This window comes from Rheinheimera sp. 1928-s, assembly GCF_029269265.1.
Classification (GTDB): Bacteria; Pseudomonadota; Gammaproteobacteria; order Enterobacterales; family Alteromonadaceae; genus Pararheinheimera.
On the sequence record NZ_JARIXP010000001.1, the window covers coordinates 280,775 to 296,676 of the forward strand.

General features: G+C 46.1%; 13 protein-coding genes. 5 read left to right on the forward strand and 8 right to left on the reverse strand.

The window, feature by feature from the left end; all coding sequences use genetic code 11:
* Window positions 1–25: 25 nt before the first annotated feature.
* The 5 genes from P3C17_RS01295 to P3C17_RS01315 all read right to left on the reverse strand — a co-directional run bounded on the left by P3C17_RS01295 (window position 26) and on the right by P3C17_RS01315 (window position 4,980).
* A complete protein-coding gene (locus tag P3C17_RS01295; RefSeq protein WP_300927749.1) occupies window positions 26–898 on the reverse strand; it encodes a hypothetical protein in 873 nt (290 codons plus the stop codon).
* Between the two features lie 188 nt (window positions 899–1,086).
* Complete coding sequence (locus tag P3C17_RS01300; protein WP_300927750.1) at window positions 1,087–1,563, reverse strand: ASCH domain-containing protein; 477 nt, start codon at window positions 1,561–1,563, stop codon at window positions 1,087–1,089.
* A gap of 31 nt (window positions 1,564–1,594) precedes the next feature.
* Window positions 1,595–2,116 carry a hypothetical protein gene (locus P3C17_RS01305; protein ID WP_300927751.1) on the reverse strand — a complete coding sequence of 174 codons (522 nt, stop codon included), beginning with the start codon at window positions 2,114–2,116 and terminating at the stop codon, window positions 1,595–1,597.
* 386 nt (window positions 2,117–2,502) lie between these two features.
* The gene (locus P3C17_RS01310) at window positions 2,503–3,651 is read right to left on the reverse strand and encodes a homoserine O-acetyltransferase (protein ID WP_300927752.1); all 1,149 of its coding nucleotides are present in this window, start codon (window positions 3,649–3,651) and stop codon (window positions 2,503–2,505) included.
* Window positions 3,652–3,678: 27 nt separating this feature from the next.
* Complete coding sequence (locus tag P3C17_RS01315; protein ID WP_300927753.1) at window positions 3,679–4,980, reverse strand: GntP family permease; 1,302 nt, start codon at window positions 4,978–4,980, stop codon at window positions 3,679–3,681.
* Between the two features lie 211 nt (window positions 4,981–5,191).
* On the opposite strand from P3C17_RS01315, the gene P3C17_RS01320 reads away from it, so the two are divergent.
* The 4 genes from P3C17_RS01320 (at window position 5,192) to P3C17_RS01335 (ending at window position 9,976) form a co-directional block, all read left to right on the forward strand.
* Entirely contained in the window at window positions 5,192–7,414 is a 2,223-nt protein-coding gene (locus tag P3C17_RS01320; RefSeq protein WP_300927754.1) for a TonB-dependent receptor, read from the forward strand.
* Between the two features lie 330 nt (window positions 7,415–7,744).
* A complete protein-coding gene (locus P3C17_RS01325; RefSeq protein ID WP_300927755.1) occupies window positions 7,745–8,239 on the forward strand; it encodes a hypothetical protein in 495 nt (164 codons plus the stop codon).
* Entirely contained in the window at window positions 8,218–8,847 is a 630-nt protein-coding gene (locus tag P3C17_RS01330) for a transglycosylase domain-containing protein (protein ID WP_300927756.1), read from the forward strand. The genes P3C17_RS01325 and P3C17_RS01330 overlap by 22 nt, the downstream gene beginning before the upstream one ends.
* Window positions 8,848–9,328: 481 nt before the next feature.
* Complete coding sequence (locus P3C17_RS01335; RefSeq protein WP_008899872.1) at window positions 9,329–9,976, forward strand: response regulator transcription factor; 648 nt, start codon at window positions 9,329–9,331, stop codon at window positions 9,974–9,976.
* Between the two features lie 138 nt (window positions 9,977–10,114).
* Here P3C17_RS01335 and P3C17_RS01340 read toward each other — a convergent pair whose 3' ends face one another.
* Window positions 10,115–10,306 carry a hypothetical protein gene (locus P3C17_RS01340; protein WP_300927757.1) on the reverse strand — a complete coding sequence of 64 codons (192 nt, stop codon included), beginning with the start codon at window positions 10,304–10,306 and terminating at the stop codon, window positions 10,115–10,117.
* A gap of 175 nt (window positions 10,307–10,481) precedes the next feature.
* On the opposite strand from P3C17_RS01340, the gene P3C17_RS01345 reads away from it, so the two are divergent.
* Window positions 10,482–11,375, forward strand: a complete 894-nt coding sequence (locus tag P3C17_RS01345; RefSeq protein WP_300927758.1) for a LysR family transcriptional regulator — start codon at window positions 10,482–10,484, stop codon at window positions 11,373–11,375.
* 3 nt (window positions 11,376–11,378) lie between these two features.
* Here the strand turns inward: P3C17_RS01345 and P3C17_RS01350 are convergent, their stop codons facing one another.
* Both P3C17_RS01350 and P3C17_RS01355 read right to left on the reverse strand, forming a co-directional pair.
* Complete coding sequence (locus tag P3C17_RS01350) at window positions 11,379–14,867, reverse strand: PAS-domain containing protein (RefSeq protein ID WP_300927759.1); 3,489 nt, start codon at window positions 14,865–14,867, stop codon at window positions 11,379–11,381.
* Between the two features lie 71 nt (window positions 14,868–14,938).
* Entirely contained in the window at window positions 14,939–15,688 is a 750-nt protein-coding gene (locus tag P3C17_RS01355; RefSeq protein WP_300927760.1) for a 3-hydroxybutyrate dehydrogenase, read from the reverse strand.
* Window positions 15,689–15,902: the final 214 nt, after the last annotated feature.

Here is a 15,902-nt window from a genome sequence, read left to right on the forward strand (position 1 = left end):
GCTCCTGCTGGGATTGTTATATGGTTTACTGCTTGGGTCTAAGCGTTTCAATAAATTGTGCGTCTACCCAGAATATGTCTACGTTTTCATGGTTGCCTGGAGCCATATTTCGATTGAAAAAAAGATATTTACCATCCGATGTTACGCTGGCCATTGCTTCCCAGCCTTCGGTATTTATTTTGTCGCCTAAATTAATGGGTTCCCCCCATGTATCATCTTGCTGTCGATAGCTGATATAAAGATCTGAGTCGCCATAACCTCCTTCTCTTTTACTATCAAATATCAGATAAGATTCATCTGCGGCTATGAAGGGATGAAAACTTTTTCCACTATTGATCTCTTTCCCCAGCAGCTTGGGTTCTTCATGTTTGCCATCTACCAATCGTGAATATCGGATATCCCCGGTAAAATCTCTTTTGAATTCATCAAAAAAGTAAGTCCCTTTTGAGGATGCTGTAAGGCGCATGATAGGCAATTTGTCGAAAGGAGCACCCAGTGTTTTCACTTCAGACCAGCCAGTCTCGGTGCGCTCCTTGTAACGCTTACCCAGATGCATGGTTTTACCATCTGGCGCGATCAAAGGAGTGCCTACCCTTGGTGAAAAAACTGATTCATGCCACCGATTATTGGTACTTTTAAAAACAACCATTTCTTGCTTTTCGCTTTCCTTGCTATCTCGAATGAAATAAAACTCATTGAGTTCAGGTGTGAACGCTCCACTAACTTCCCAACCTTCGGTAGAAACAATACCAGGTGCAAAAATTTCTGGTGTTGAACCGGGTAGCTTTTGCCCAAGGTAAGGGCCTATCAGCACTGGAGATTCGTTTTTTGCATAACTTTCGCCAACGGCAAATAAAGCTGAAAACACCAGAGCTGCTGACATATAAATACGCTTCATAATTTATCCTTATTAAAACGTGGTTGATATAGTGCTCAACCTAATCAAACTGACTTTAAAATACCTGACGTCTTTATGATTTGTGGATGAGATGATTTTGTTCTGACCGCGATAAATAACGTATTGAGACCTGAATATAACGCCTGAATTAAGCCGCACCGAAAAGCGGCGTCGGCTTGCATGGATTGTTAGGCCGCGCCTGCCGGGAAAATGCACTCAAACTCTTGAAAGACGATAGGCATGTCAGGCTGAGGCTCATAGCCAGTTCCTTGAAGCTCGTGATGGTAATAATTCCAATGCGCCTTGCGCCACCAATCAAGCGAGCCGTCTCCTTCACCCTCCATTTTTGCGTGAACCTCCGTGACCTCGTTGAGCGGGAGGATCTGCACATTGGTTGTGCGAATAATACAGACGGCCTTACCGTTCCAGTCCGTCACTATGTTCAAATCGCCTATACGCGGCAAAGCCTCACCGCTGCTCTCAAAAAACCACAATGACGGTGATGTTGCGCGTTTTGTGCCGTTCACGACTAGCTGAGCACACTCATTAGCATCCGTCTCGTTGTCGCAGAAATACCAGGCTGGCGGTGCATCAGTGGGGAACTGTGATAGCTGAGACTGATGCGCAAGGTAGGCATCCCACATAAGCTTTACAGATCGGTGCATAAGAGTGTCCTAATGGCCTAACGCCTAAAGCCTAAAGCAGAGGCGCCGCTTGCGGCGTCCTGCTGGCTTTACTGGTTAGTTGCTCTACTTTTAGCCATGTCATTGCGTCAAATTTGTTGCGCTCTATTAACATGAATTTCTCTGTTGATGCCGCCGTAACCTCATAACCATGCTCGCGAAGAATCTCTGCTATAGATTGCACATACGAGCTTTTAACAAGGGCCTCCTCAAATGGCTTCCGAAGTGGGATTACTTTAGGGTTGTGCATATTACCCGCTGATAATTGAGCCGCGCTCAGTTCATTCGGATAATGTGCTTTAAGATAATTGTGAATTTCGGTTTGTAAGCTATCCGCTTGTAATTGAATTACGCGCCCAAGGTTAATACCAGACAAGATACGTTTCTCTTTTTCCAAGATAGCGCTTAGTTCTGATACATTCCCATTCCGTAACAGAAGATTGTATTTAGTTTCATCTTTATAATGATTTCTAATCTCCCACGCATTCGCGCTTAACGAAGAAACCAAAATTAGCATTGTAAATATGGCACGCATTCGAAATCCCTAGGAGCAACTAACATTTGTATATTGTGCTGGCACGCTTTGCCTGGTTCTACCAACTGCCATGCGGCGGTTAATGATCTGATGCACAAAGTGTATTTCTAAAAGGCTTAGCCATATTCAGAGAACGTCGTACAGACACCTTATTCCCTTTTGGCTACCTGTTATTGACTTGCCCTGTCATCGTAAGCCTCTAAATTAGATTGTTTTTCCTTCTTCAGCAACAAATAACTGCGCTATCCAGAGGTGAGCGTAGTTTCAGTTGAGCAACAAGATTGCTGGCCCGCTCAGCCCGAAAAAAAAACAGCTAAAGCGCTAGCTTTAGCTGAACCAGAGGAAGGCAGCCTCAACAGGGTGGATAGAAATAGTGATGGGAGAATTTACTGAGCTAAAAAGGTCCGGATTTGTTCTGCTTTGCTCTGAATATTTAACAGCCCGTCTAAATGCCCGGCCTGACCTGAAATTTCTTCATACAAAGCATTGGGCATCTGAGCTTTACTTTGTTTTGCCATAGCCGGAGTCAGCAATAAATCTCCTGTGGCCGGCAACCAGAGAGTTTTGGCCTTTACGCTTTTTAGCTTTTTCTGCCAGTTGTCGCCCATACCAGCTCGCCATAATTGTGAAGCCCTGACCAGATACAACAACGAATTGGCGTCCATTTGTGCTGAACGCTGCTTAGCCGCTTTCATTAACTGATCCCATGCTGGTAATTCGTTTTGAATATCCTGATGAATGGCTTTATCCAAAGCGGGGGCAGGGTAGCTTTGGTTAAATAAATCCGGGTGTAACGCATCCTGAATGACATAAGCCAATGCCCGCGTTAAACCTTGAGGTTGCTCTGTTAAGGGATAAGCACCTTTATGCCACTTTGGATCCTGTTTAATTGGCTGAGCCCAGCGCTCCAGCCGTATCGCACTGAAACTGTCGATATAAGCTGTGCCTATCACTGGCAGTAAACGCTCTACTTTATCCGGATAGCTGACAGCCCATTCAATAGCCTGAAAAGAACCCATGGAAGGGCCAATCACGGCATACAATTTTTCAATGCCGAGTTGATCCAGCAAAGCTTTTTGCACTTCAACAAAATCACGAATGGTAACGACCGGAAAGCTCAGGCCATATGTCTTACCTGTGTCGGGGTTGATGCTGGCAGGGCCTGTGGTAATCACATCTGGTGAAAAAGCATTCAGATTAGCCAGACTATCGACACTTACTACATAAAATGTGTTGGTATCTATGGCTTTACCCGGGCCAATAATTTTATCCCAGTAGCCAGGTGCTGCATCTGTAGCACGGTATTTGCCTGCGGCATGGGAAGTGCCGGAAAAATAATGAGTGATTAAAATCACATTGGATTTATCGGCATTCAGTTGGCCATAGGCTTCCCAGCCAGTTTTGACTTGTTTTAACACCACGCCACTTTGGGTGGTGAAGCGCTCTAGTTCCAACTGCTGTTTTTGTACCAAAGGCAGCTCTGCTGCAGCAAAAAAGCTGCTGAAGAGTAAAATAAATCCAAGCCATGACTTCATTCGTTTTGTCCTTCTAAATGCCTATGATTAAAACCATTGGAACAGGAAAATAGCCATGATCACACCAAGTGTAGGCACCACTACTGTCACAGCAGCCACAGGCCAATAGGCATTTTGGTGGCTTTCACCACAGATAGCACGAATGGTAGTCACCACATAGCCATTGTGCGGCAGTGAGTCTAAAGCACCGGATGAGATAGCAACCACGCGGTGCAGCTGTTCGGCATCCACGCCTCGTTCTAAATACACTGGGGCTATTTCCGGCAGGGCTATGGCCTGACCACCAGAAGCTGAACCTGTTAAACCGGCAATAATACTGACGGCTACTGCTGCACCTATCAGTTCAGAACCAGGTAAATGCGTCATGGTGTCTACTACAGCGGCAAATGCTGGGGTCAGTTTAGCGACAGAACCAAAACCTACCACTGCAGCTGTATTGCCTATGGCTATTAAAGCTCCGGTTGCGCCTTGATCCAAAGTCTGGCCCAAAGAGGTTAAAAACTTACGGTTCAGCAGATACAAGGTCGTGACACCACCTGTTAAAGCGACAATCAAGGCAGCTTGTTGCATGGAATCATGCAGCAGATAAGACAAAATTAACACCACCAGCAAAGGCAAAATACCCATCATTGGATGAGGTAACGCTTTGTTTCCTACAACAGGATCCGAGTCGCGGCCTTCAAATTTTTCTCCTTTGGCCATAGCGCTTTTTATCATCTTCATCAGCCAGCAGTAGCCAATAATAGCCATAAAAATAGCCACTATGATACTGACTTCCCAGCCAGCATAAGGGCTGGTGCCCAGGTATTGAATAGGGATCCAGTTTTGAATTTCCGGTGAGCCTGCTGATGTCATAGTAAAAGTGACAGAACCTAAACCTAAAGTAGCCGGAATAAAGCGCCGTGGCAGGTTGGCGTCTTTAAATAAACTCACCGCCATGGGGTAAGCGGAAAAAGCCACCACAAAAATACTGACACCCCCGTAAGTCAGCACAGCACAAGCCAGCACCACAGCCAAAACAGCTCTTTGTTTGCCTATACGTTTTACAATAGCAAGTGCCACTGCGTCAGCGGCTCCTGTGTGCTCCATCAGCTTGCCAAACAGTGCACCCAATAAAAACATCAAAAACCAGCTGGAGACAAAACCAGCAAAACCTGACATGTAACCCTGCACAAAATTGGCCGGGTTGTCGGCCAGCCAAAACGGGATGCCATTAAATAAAGCGACAAACAAAGCGCAGAGTGGCGCCAGAATAAACAGATTCACGCCGCGCATGGTCAGTACTATCAATAACACCAGTCCCGCCAGTAAACCAAATAAACTCAGCATAGAAACAACCTTGTGTTTTTTTTTCAGTCTGGTGGAAAGTAAGGCTGCAAACCATAGTACTAAGGTACAGTCTCTCAGGTGCTGGTTTGGTTAATCCTTTTATTTTCATTGGCTTGAGTGTAGTTTGTGGCGGGTATAGTACTAAGGTACAGCTTAACATTTCAGCAGGACAGCCTAGAGTGGTACTGGACAAGTTAGCAGGAGAAGGCACATGGCCCATAACAATAAGAAGACGAAGACTATATTCCAACCGACCTTATTAGCGCTGCTGATAGGCTCAGCTTTATTTAATCCGGCTTTGGCAGAACAGGCCACCGACGACACAGCAGAACAAGAAGAAGCAACGCTGGAAGTCATTCAGGTAACAGCACGTAAAACTGCGGAAAACCTGCAGCAGGTTCCTGTTGCTGTGACCTCTATAGGTGCAGAAGCTTTGGCTCAGCGTGGTATTGAAAATATAACTGCGGTGCAGGCTTATTCGCCGAACACCACTTTACAGGTGTCCCGTGGTACCAACAGTACTTTAACCGCTTATATCCGCGGTATAGGTCAGCAGGACCCACTGTGGGGGTTTGAATCCGGGGTCGGTATTTATATTGATGATGTCTATATGGCTCGTCCTCAAGGTGCAGCTTTGGACGTCTACGATGTTGAACGCATTGAAGTATTACGTGGCCCGCAGGGTACTTTGTATGGACGTAACACTATAGGTGGCGCGGTTAAATACATCACTAAACCTTTAAGTGGTGATACAGAGCTGAGTTTACGGGGTACAGTAGGTAACTACGGGCAAAAAGATTTCAAAATTGCTGGCCAGACTGCATTAACTGACAAGCTGTTTTTTGGTGCCGCCTTAGCCACACTAAACAGGGATGGTTTTGGTACTTATCTCAATACCGGCGCTGAAAACTACAATAAAGAGATCCTGTCTGGCCGCGTGAGTTTGCAGTATCAAGCGACGGATAATTTACGTTTCAGTTTTGCCGCCGACCGCACTGAAGATGATTCCAATTCCAAAGGGGGCCATCGCTTAACACCAAGTTTAGTGACTGGCGATACGCCACCAGAAAGTGTTTTTGATTCCAATACCAGTATGCCGGCGGATAACTCTGTGGTGACTGAAGGTCAGTCACTGACTATTGCCTGGGACATAAACGATAGCTGGACCTTAAAATCCATTACCGCTAAACGTGAAGGGGTGACAGACACGAATATCGACTTCGATGCCACCGAATTACCCTCGTTAGATGTACCCGCCTTTTATGAAGACGAACAAACGTCGCAAGAACTGCAGCTGTTGTTTAACGGCGACAAACTGACGATGGCATCAGGCCTGTATTATTTCAAAGGGGATGCCTGTGGTGCTTTTGGTACTGTGCTGGTGCAAGGCTTGGGCGTGACTATTGAAAACGGTGGTTGTGTAGAAACGGACAGCGTGGCAGCTTATGCCCAAGGCAGTTACCAGTTCACTGACAAACTGTCTTTTACCTTAGGGGGCCGTTACACCGAAGATGATAAAGATGCTGATGTATATCGTTTTGTTTATCTGGGGTATAAATTGCCTCGTGCAGATGGCACTCCAATTGCTGTGCAATCTGATTTTGAAGGCAGCGAAAGCTTCAGTCATTTCTCTCCCCGTTTAGGTTTTGAATATCAAAGCTCCGACAACTTTATGTGGTATGGCTCTTATACGGACGGTTTTAAATCTGGTGGCTTTGATATGCGTGGCAACCAGTCTATTAACCCGAATGCTGGCGATCCTTATCAGGAAGAAACAGTCGACACTGTTGAAGTTGGTTTTAAAAGTGAATGGAATAATCGCACTATACGTTTAAACGCTGCGGCTTTTAGTTCCAGCTATGACGATATGCAGGTGACAGTGCAGCGTGCGGTAAATAACACAGTGGCTTCTCAGGTATTGAATGCCGCCAGTGCTGATATACGTGGTTTTGAAGTCGAGATGATTTCTGTATTGACCAGTAACTTAGAATTTACCGGTATTCTCGGCTACACAGACGCGAAGTTTAATGAAGTGGTATTTTTTGACCCTGTATCACAAACTGATGTAGACGTGTCGGATGTCTGGTCTTTTGCTAATACTCCGGAATGGACTGGTACTTTAGGTCTGAAATACACTCAAAGTGCAGGTATAGGTGAAATTGTTTATAACGTCATGGGTTCGTACCGTGCTGACACTCAAATTTTTGAAGTGCCTTCGGTGCTGGATTTTGGTGGTTACACCATCTTTAACGCTGGGGCGACCTGGTACTCCAACGATGGTCACTGGGATCTATCGGCCCAGGTACGCAATATAGGTGACAAAGAAACCCGTATTGCCGGTTACAACTTCCCGCTGTTGGCGGGTGAGCAAACCATTACGGCCTATTACGGCGACCCAAGAACCTACAGCTTAACTTTAGGATATCGTTTCTAAGGCGGAGGGGCGGGGTTTATCCCCGCCCTTGTCTTCGGTTTCAGGTACGAAGGTTAAAAAACACTTGCCGGGGCGGAAGCCCCGGTTCAGTATGTTTAAAAGAGGTTTTAAAGAGTTGATACTGCGCTGTTATGATTAGTAGTTTAAAAAGTGTAACTGCTTAATGGCATTTAAGGCTCCAGCCAGTCGAAATTTGCTGTACCAGCAGTTTGACCGAAAGCACCATTTCACCAGATAGTTGATTCTGAAAGATTATTAAGGGTGTACGTGCAATGGTAAGAGCGGCTAAATGCGTGTGCGAGCTATATAAATCTTTGCTAAAAGGTAATCATGAATTTTGCCACCTTTCTTCCTGACATATTAGCTGGCCTAATCAGCGGCGCAGGACTGACTTACGCATTCTTCCTGCTAAGAGAAAAGGTATTCAAGCCTCTAGACATAGATGGTTCATGGACATACGATCAAACCACTATGTCAACTGAGTTTAAACCTTATGAAGGGATGGTTCTTCGCTATCTTGTTTTAGTTGCTAGAACTGGAAATACAATATACGGAAGCGCCGAAAAAATATATGAAAAAAACCAAAATGAGGAGAAACCCTACAACGGCAAGCAACGAACACAGGTAAAAATAACTGGTCACATAGAGCGGAATTATTTAGGCCAGGATAAAATATGTATTCACATTGAAGAAGTGGGTAAACTCAGGAATTCAACAACAATTCATATTTTGAGCCAAGAAAAAGACGGGTCACTGACTGGCCGATTTGCATCAACCATTTCAAATCAAATTGGGCAGGTCACTTGGAAAAAACGATCTTCCTGAGAGTTCTCAATCTACCGCTTAGTCTGCTTGTACTAGCAGCATCTATTACATACATTTTTATTAGTAAAAATTCTAGAAATGACTACTTAGCGATACTTAGAGCTCTTCGTACCCATAAAATTCAACCAGATCTCGCCAGCTCAATTTTGTATCTAAAACTTGCAGAGGATCATCGGTTTGACTATCACTGGGGCTTCGACTTTATAGCCATATGTCGCGCAATATACCGATATAAAGCCCTCAACAAAATTGAAGGGGCAAGCACAATAACCCAGCAATTTGTCAGGACATGTATTCAAAAATACGACGTAAATATATTTAGAAAGCTTCATGAAATATCTTTGGCCTGCCTAGTTTCCTTTAGCAGTAAAAAATCAGATATAGCCAGTGCTTACTTGGCTATCGCCTATTATGGGTCCGGAATTGCTGGCCCATACGAGGCGATGATCTACGTAAACAATATTCTCGCCCCAGAAAAGCGTGATCACCCAGCTGCACTAGCTGCATTACTTAAATATCCAGTTCCCCCAAATCCATCTTTAAGATGGAGACTTAAGCTTATAAACAGAATTGACCACATTTTGTATAAACTCGGAAAATATGGCTAACCTTCCGATCAACGATAGCTCTACAACTAGCTCACAACAGTCAGTGGATGACCACTGAAAGTCGTGGTGCACAGCGATGGCAATGAGTGGTGCACTCAAGTTTAAAGCGGTGGTAAGAGGCTGGGGTTAGCAGAACTCTTATTCATAATGATTAGCCTGACTTGTTAGAGCGGATTAGGGCTTAATCCAGTAAGTAGATAAAGATTCAGAGGGAAAGCAAACAGGGGTGCTAAAAAAGAATATGAGAAAAATCGTCGATTGCGCGGACACAATGTAGAATTGACTAAAAAATCAATACGCTAGCATCCAAGAACGCCGCTTGGACTTTGAAAATTCATCTATTGTAGGCGGTCGTCGAAAGCGCCAAGATAACTATTTTAAAGGGAAATACAGCTGGAAGCCGCAAAATGTGTAACCACAGGTATTGTTATATCTTTCAACTGTTTAGTTTTAATCACCCTGTATGTAAGGTACTAAAGGAATGATTGCAATTATTGCTGATGACCACCCGTTATTCCGTGTCGCTCTGGCACAGGCTTCCCAACAAATTCTTGGCACTGATGCTGTGCTGCTGCAAGCCAATAGCATGGCGCAGTTATGGGCTTTATTGCTGCAACACCCGGATACCGAACTGATCTTCCTGGATTTAAAATTGCCAGATGCTGAAGGTTTTGCCGGTTTAACTTCACTTCGTACTGAATACCCTGATATTGCCATTTTAATGGTGTCTGCGATTGAAGATCCTGCCGTGATTAAACAAGCGTTGCAGCTAGGGGCTTCGGCTTATATTCCAAAATCTGCGCCTTTGGATTTGTTATCTGAAGCAGTGGCTCAAGTGGTAGCAGGGGAAACCTGGGTACCAGCTGAGCTGGTGAACGATGTGGAAAAAGCCAGAGATCTGATTGATCAGGATTTTGCCCGCAGGCTGGAACAGCTGACACCTCAGCAATTCCGCGTGCTGAAAATGATTGCCGACGGTTTACTGAATAAACAAATTGCTTTTGAAATGCAGGTGCAGGAAACCACCATCAAACAGCATGTGTCGGCGATACTGCGCAAACTGAATGTGAACAACCGTACTTTGGCCGGTATTTTGTTTGAAAAGCTAAAACTACCGGATGAGTTTTAATTTAACTCTGTTCTGCGTGGAACTGCGGCGTTGCGCCCTGAGTGTTTATCCTGAGTTCGGTTGTTGGCTGCGCAATCTGTAGATCTTTACTTAAAAAAAGCCCACCGCTAGGGTGGGCACAAGAGGCGGCAACGCCTTTTAGCTAGGAACTGCTGTATGGCTGCAACTGGCAGCCACTGATGATTTTGGAATTGAGGTAACAACAGCGGGTTTTATCTGACAGGCCGTTGTTGTTTTATCAGGGGTGCTTTGGGTTACAGGAGTCACTGGCACATAACCATGAAAATCAGCTAAGCCTTTAAACACCTGAATTAAACTTTGACTGAACATAGTAGCTCCCTCCTGTTGTATCAATTCCGCTGTTTGAATACTGAGCAGTGTAAGCATTAGCTATGGCTTTGATTAGCTGCCCAAACAAAGACAGATAGTTTCCTAAAAGAAACAGTCAGAGTGAAAAAATCCGGTTAAAATCAAGGGCAAAACAGCATAAGAAAAAGGTGCAGGGATGTCGTTGCTACAACGTTTAAGTGACATGGCTACATTTGCCAAAGTAGTGGAAAGTCGCAGTTTTACTCAGGCTGCTGTGGCGCTGGATATGTCCAAGGGTGCGGTCAGTAAAGCCATCAGTCGCTTAGAGCAACATTTAAACGTGCGTTTATTACAGCGTTCCACCCGGCAACTGAGCTTAACTTCAGAGGGGGAGGCATTTTTTGAGTACTGTCAGCAGGTAGTTGTTCAGGCCGATCAGGCTGAACATCACTTGTCTGAACTGCGGGATGAGCCTTCGGGCTTAATTCGAATTAGTGTGCCCGTTACCTTTGGTACTTTGCGTATCGCCCCTTTGTTGCCAGAGTTGTTGAAACAGTACCCTAAACTCAGCGTTGAACTGGATCTAAACGACAAAGTGATAGATTTGATTGCTGACAAAATGGACTTAGGCATCCGTTTTGGCCAACTGGCGAATTCAAGTTTAATAGCCCGTTCTTTACCGGGTTTACCTATTACGCTGGCGGCTTCCCCCGGTTATTTGCAAGCCTTTGGCACACCACAAAGCCCTGCTGATTTATGTCAGCACCAATGTTTGAGTTCAGGTTCATCTATTGCCGATCGGACCTGGTATTTTCGATACCAGGATCAGCGTATTGAAGTGCTGACTACAGGCCGGGTGTTGTGTAACAGCAACAGAGCGCTGAAACATGCGGCTTTGGCCGATATGGGCTTGTTGTTTGTCACCCGTTATCAGGTGGAAAAGGAGCTACAAAACGGCAGTCTGGTGGAAGTGATGCAAGACTATATGCCGGAGCCTCTGCCGCTGCACCTGGTGTACCCCAACCGCCATCATATGAAGGCAGGTTTAAAGGTAGTGATCCAGTTTTTGCAGCAGCAGTTTGCAGTGTAAATTTTAATTCAGTAACCTTTGCAATAGCCGCTTTAACGACACTTCTTTCAGTGGCTTGAGCATAAAATGAAAACCAGCATTCAGTGCGTGTTGACGAATATCGGCGCTTTGGTCGGCTGAGTTGATCACCACTGGTGCAGTGATGCCAAAATGTTCTGCCAGCTGTATCGCCACTTCAACTCCGGTCGCACCATGATCCAGATGGTAATCAAACAACATCAGATCAGGTTTAAAGCCTTGTTGCACAGCGGCCAGTGCTTCATTGGGTGAATTCACGGCCTGCACTTCACAGTGCCAGCTTTGCAGTAATTGTGATACGGCTTGCAGCAACACGGCTTCGTTATCCATCAACAGAATACGTTGTCCGGCAAAACCACTGGGCTGACTGGATTTAAGTTGTGGCAATACACGTTGGCTGACTCTGGCCAGCGGAACTTTGATATAAAAACAGCTGCCTTTACCAACAGCAGAACTAAAACCGACTTGATGGCCTAACAAGCTGCAAATACGCTGACTAATAGCCAGGCCAATGCCTAAACCTTTTTGGTCGGCCTGGCTGCCTTGCTGAAATTCGTCAAAGATTTTTTGTTGGTCTGATTCACTGATACCTATACCTGTATCGCAGACACAAATTTGGAGCTGGGAGCCTTGTCGTTTTACTCCCAACAGAATTTTGCCGCTGTGGGTGTAACGCAAGGCATTGGCTAATAAATTCTGGATCACCCGTTTTAATAGTTTGGCATCGCTTAAGGTGCCAAGGCGGGTTGGAATATAACTGAAACTTAAGCCTTTGTTATGGGCTAATACGGCGGCTTCGCGGGCACTTTGATCCAATAATTCAGCTAAGGCAAAAGTTTCAGGCTGAGCTTTGACCACCCCGGCATCCAGCTTGGTCAGCTCCAGAATAGCCGCCAGTAATTCTTCAGCAGAATTCAGCGAATGGCTTAAATTCTGTGCCAGTTGTTTCACTTCATCCTGCTGGCTTTGCTGACGGATCAGGCCACAAAACAAGGCGGCGGCATTAAAAGGTTGCATTAAATCATGGCTGGCGGCGGCAAAAAAGCGGGTTTTGGCGGCTGTATTGGCTTCCAGTTGTTGTTTGGTCTGCTCCAGTTGGCGGTTCAGTTGTTCCAGCTCCGCAGTGCGGCTTTTCACACGTTGTTCCAGTGTATTATTGCTTTGTTCCAGTTCACGCTGCACTTCAATAAAGGAGCTGACATCGCTGTACGTCGTGACAAAACCACCACCGGGCAAAGGGTTGCCCTGCATTTCGAAAATACGGCCATCCTGTTGCTGGCGCTGAAATTTATAGCTGCTGCCCTGACGTAAATAATTCAGCCTCTTGTGTATTTCCTGGCTGAGTTCCACTTGGGATAAAGACTGACCCGCCAGACCTCGCTGCAGGTTATAACGAATGAGTTCTTCCACTGGCCTGCCCACTTCAACCAGACCTTGAGGGTAATCAAACAGCTCGAGGTAACGCTGATTCCAGGCAATAACCCGCATATCGGCGTCCACTACACTGATGCCCATACTGATATTGTCGATGGTAGCGTGCAATAAAGCCTGATTAAACTGAAATACCTGACTGGCTTCGTCAACAAAACGTGCAACAGATTCAATCGGCAACTGAGCATGTTTACCTGAAGCTTGCAGCAACAGTCGCATAGAGGCGCCACCTACTACAGCGGCCAGACTGCGTTCTACCGCCTGCATAAACTGCGGATTGGCCCATTGTTCAGGCTCTACCGCTGTTTTGCTGTAGCGTTGCAGCAGTTTCTTTGCTTCTTTTTCTCCGGCAAAGCGCCGTACTAATAAATAGCCGTCCTGCACACTTAACACAGTATTGTGGTTATTGGCGCTTGGCTGACTTGGGCGACGTAAAAAACGGTAACTTTCCAGCCATTCGCCTAAGCGGGTTTGGCTGAAGTGACTAACCAGCAGTAACATCAGCGTATTAACAGTTAAGCTCAGTACTACCCCTAAACTGACTGAATCGAGATGCCCGCCAAACAGCTGAGTAGGGGCAAGCCAGCTCAAGCCCAAAGGTCCTTCAGTCAGCCAATCGCCGCTGATAAAACCCGCTCTGGCAAGTTCTGGTAGTAATAAAATATAAGCCCAAATCGCAAGGCCGCTGCACAGTGCCGCTACTGTGCCCTGACGGTTAATGCGTTGACTGAATAAGCCTAAAATCAGCGGTGGTGCCAGTTGAGCTATTAAGGCAAAAGCCATTAAACCCAGCTGAGCTAAACCAGTACCAGTGCCTATCCAGCGATAATACAAATAGCCCAGAAACAGCACGGCCAACATGGACCAGCGCCTTAAAGTCACTACTTTGATTTTTTGCTGGCCCGGATCTTCGTTGTGTTGTTTGCGGTAAATCAGCGGAGTAAGTAAGTCGTTGGTGACCATTATACCCAGCACCACAGTAGCGACTATTACCATACTGGTTGCGGCAGAGAATCCGCCTAAATAAGCCAGCAAGGCGATGTCGGTGCGGTTGGCCGCCAGTGGCAGTTGCAGCACTACTAAATCCACATTGGCTTGTGGCCCCAGCATCATAATGCCGGCTAAAGCTAAGGGCAGGGTAAAGAAGCTCATCAGCAACAAGTAGCCTGGGAATATCCAGCGGGCTTGATGCAGGTGACTTAACTGCTGGTTTTCGACAAAACTGACATGGAACTGACGGGGTAAACATAAAGTAGCGACAAAACCCAATAACACATGCACCCAGTACACATAAGAAGGCTGGCCTTGTTGCTGCAGCTCTTGCACGGCCTGGTGTTCAGCCGCTTTGCTGAAAATATCAGTGATACCATCAAACATGCCCCAACAGACGAAAATACCTATGGCAATCAGCGCCAGTAATTTCACCAGAGATTCAAAAGCTATAGCCGCCATTAAACCTGGATTCGGCTGATGCGCTTTGGCGCTGCGCCCGGAGAATAATAAAGCAAAAACAGCTAACCAAAGCGTGACATAAAGCCCGGTGTCCTGATACCAGGGCCTGTTGTCTTGCATCACCACCAGCGCCTGAATGCTGGTGCTGATGGCCTGTAGCTGCAACGAGATATAAGGAATGATAGCGATCAGCACTATGACTGTAGTGAGTATCGCCAATAAGCGGGAATGACCATAACGGGTGGCAATAAAGTCGGCGACAGAAGTAATACGGTAGCGACGGCAGGCAATGGCTATCCGGCCTATTAAGCCAAAAGCAAACCAGAATAAAATTAGTGAACCAATGTAAGTGGGGGGTATCCACCAGCCATTTACCGCAGCCTGAGCGGTAACACCATAAAAAGCCCAGGAGGTGCAATAAATGGATAAAGCAAAGCTGAAAATCCAGGGCGAAAGTGGATGACGGCGCTGCAGCCTGCGGCCCACAGCACCAACGCCCAATAACACCAGTAAATACAGTAAAGACAAAGCAGCAATGGTGCCCAAACCAATGGTGCTGGCAGGTAAGGTCATAATCACTTCAGCGGCCACAGCATATTTTCATTCTGCCCTGATGTTGGATCTGCTGTCCAGCCAACAGCGCAATATTTGCGCTGCAGCATCTATCGCGCCGTCCAGCCGCCATCCAGTACCAGGGTTTGAGCTGTGATATGCCGGGCCGCAGGTTCGCATAAAAAAGCTGCTGTGCTGGCAATTTCGTCCACACCAATAAAAGCCTTTTGTGGCATGGGTGCCAGCATGATTTGGTCGATCACCTGTTGTTCGGTCAGGTTATGTTCTTTGCTCTGAGCTGCTATTTGCTGATCGACCAAAGGAGTGCGGACATAAGCAGGGCAAATGGTATTAATAGTGAAATCAAAGTTGGCATTCTCTAACGCGACCACTTTGCTAAAGCCCAATAAGCCATGTTTAGCCGCCACATAAGCCGATTTGAACGGCGAGGCAACCAGTGCATGAATAGACCCTATATTAATCACCCGGCCAAAACCTTGCTGTTGCATACGGGGTAATACAGCTTTGGTCAGCATAGCCGGACCTGTCAGCATCACCTGCAGTAGTTGCTGCCATTTTTCTTCAGGAAAGTCTTCCAGCCGCGCTACATGCTGCACTCCGGCATTATTGATCAGAATATCGATTTGATAGGCCTGGGCACAGGCTTCAATAGACGCCTGTTCAGTTAAATTCAGCAGTATGCTACTGGCTTTATAGCCTGCCGCTGTTAATTCTTGCTGGCGGATGTCTAACTGGGCTGCGTTGATATCAGCCAGAATGACATGATGGCCCATAGCACCAAAATGTTCGGCTACCGCAAACCCAATACCCCCTGTGCCACCTGTGATCAGTATATTCATTGCCAACTCCGCCGCTAAAACTGTTCTGTCTGGCAGGTTAAGAGTTTTGATTTTTTACCACAACGGTACTTTAGTGCTATAGCCTGACAATTTTGTGTGTGAGGGGATTTAGTCGTTATTTTTTGCTGAACTATGGCATAGCAAGCAACTTTGTTTTGACGGTCCCGCCTGCTGTGATAGATTTAGTCGTCACGTAAAAAATAACTACAAAGTT

What these genes read in the sequence shown, in the direction of transcription:
- P3C17_RS01305 (WP_300927751.1), bottom strand. Translation starts at nt 2,116, where the DNA reads ATGCGTGCCATATTTACAATGCTAATTTTGGTTTCTTCGTTAAGCGCG.
- P3C17_RS01315 (WP_300927753.1), bottom strand. Translation starts at nt 4,980, where the DNA reads ATGCTGAGTTTATTTGGTTTACTGGCGGGACTGGTGTTATTGATAGTA.
- P3C17_RS01335 (WP_008899872.1), top strand. Translation starts at nt 9,329, where the DNA reads ATGATTGCAATTATTGCTGATGACCACCCGTTATTCCGTGTCGCTCTG.
- P3C17_RS01320 (WP_300927754.1), top strand. Translation starts at nt 5,192, where the DNA reads ATGGCCCATAACAATAAGAAGACGAAGACTATATTCCAACCGACCTTA.
- P3C17_RS01295 (WP_300927749.1), bottom strand. Translation starts at nt 898, where the DNA reads ATGAAGCGTATTTATATGTCAGCAGCTCTGGTGTTTTCAGCTTTATTT.
- P3C17_RS01310 (WP_300927752.1), bottom strand. Translation starts at nt 3,651, where the DNA reads ATGAAGTCATGGCTTGGATTTATTTTACTCTTCAGCAGCTTTTTTGCT.
- P3C17_RS01345 (WP_300927758.1), top strand. Translation starts at nt 10,482, where the DNA reads ATGTCGTTGCTACAACGTTTAAGTGACATGGCTACATTTGCCAAAGTA.
- P3C17_RS01300 (WP_300927750.1), bottom strand. Translation starts at nt 1,563, where the DNA reads ATGCACCGATCTGTAAAGCTTATGTGGGATGCCTACCTTGCGCATCAG.
- P3C17_RS01355 (WP_300927760.1), bottom strand. Translation starts at nt 15,688, where the DNA reads ATGAATATACTGATCACAGGTGGCACAGGGGGTATTGGGTTTGCGGTA.
- P3C17_RS01340 (WP_300927757.1), bottom strand. Translation starts at nt 10,306, where the DNA reads ATGTTCAGTCAAAGTTTAATTCAGGTGTTTAAAGGCTTAGCTGATTTT.
- P3C17_RS01325 (WP_300927755.1), top strand. Translation starts at nt 7,745, where the DNA reads ATGAATTTTGCCACCTTTCTTCCTGACATATTAGCTGGCCTAATCAGC.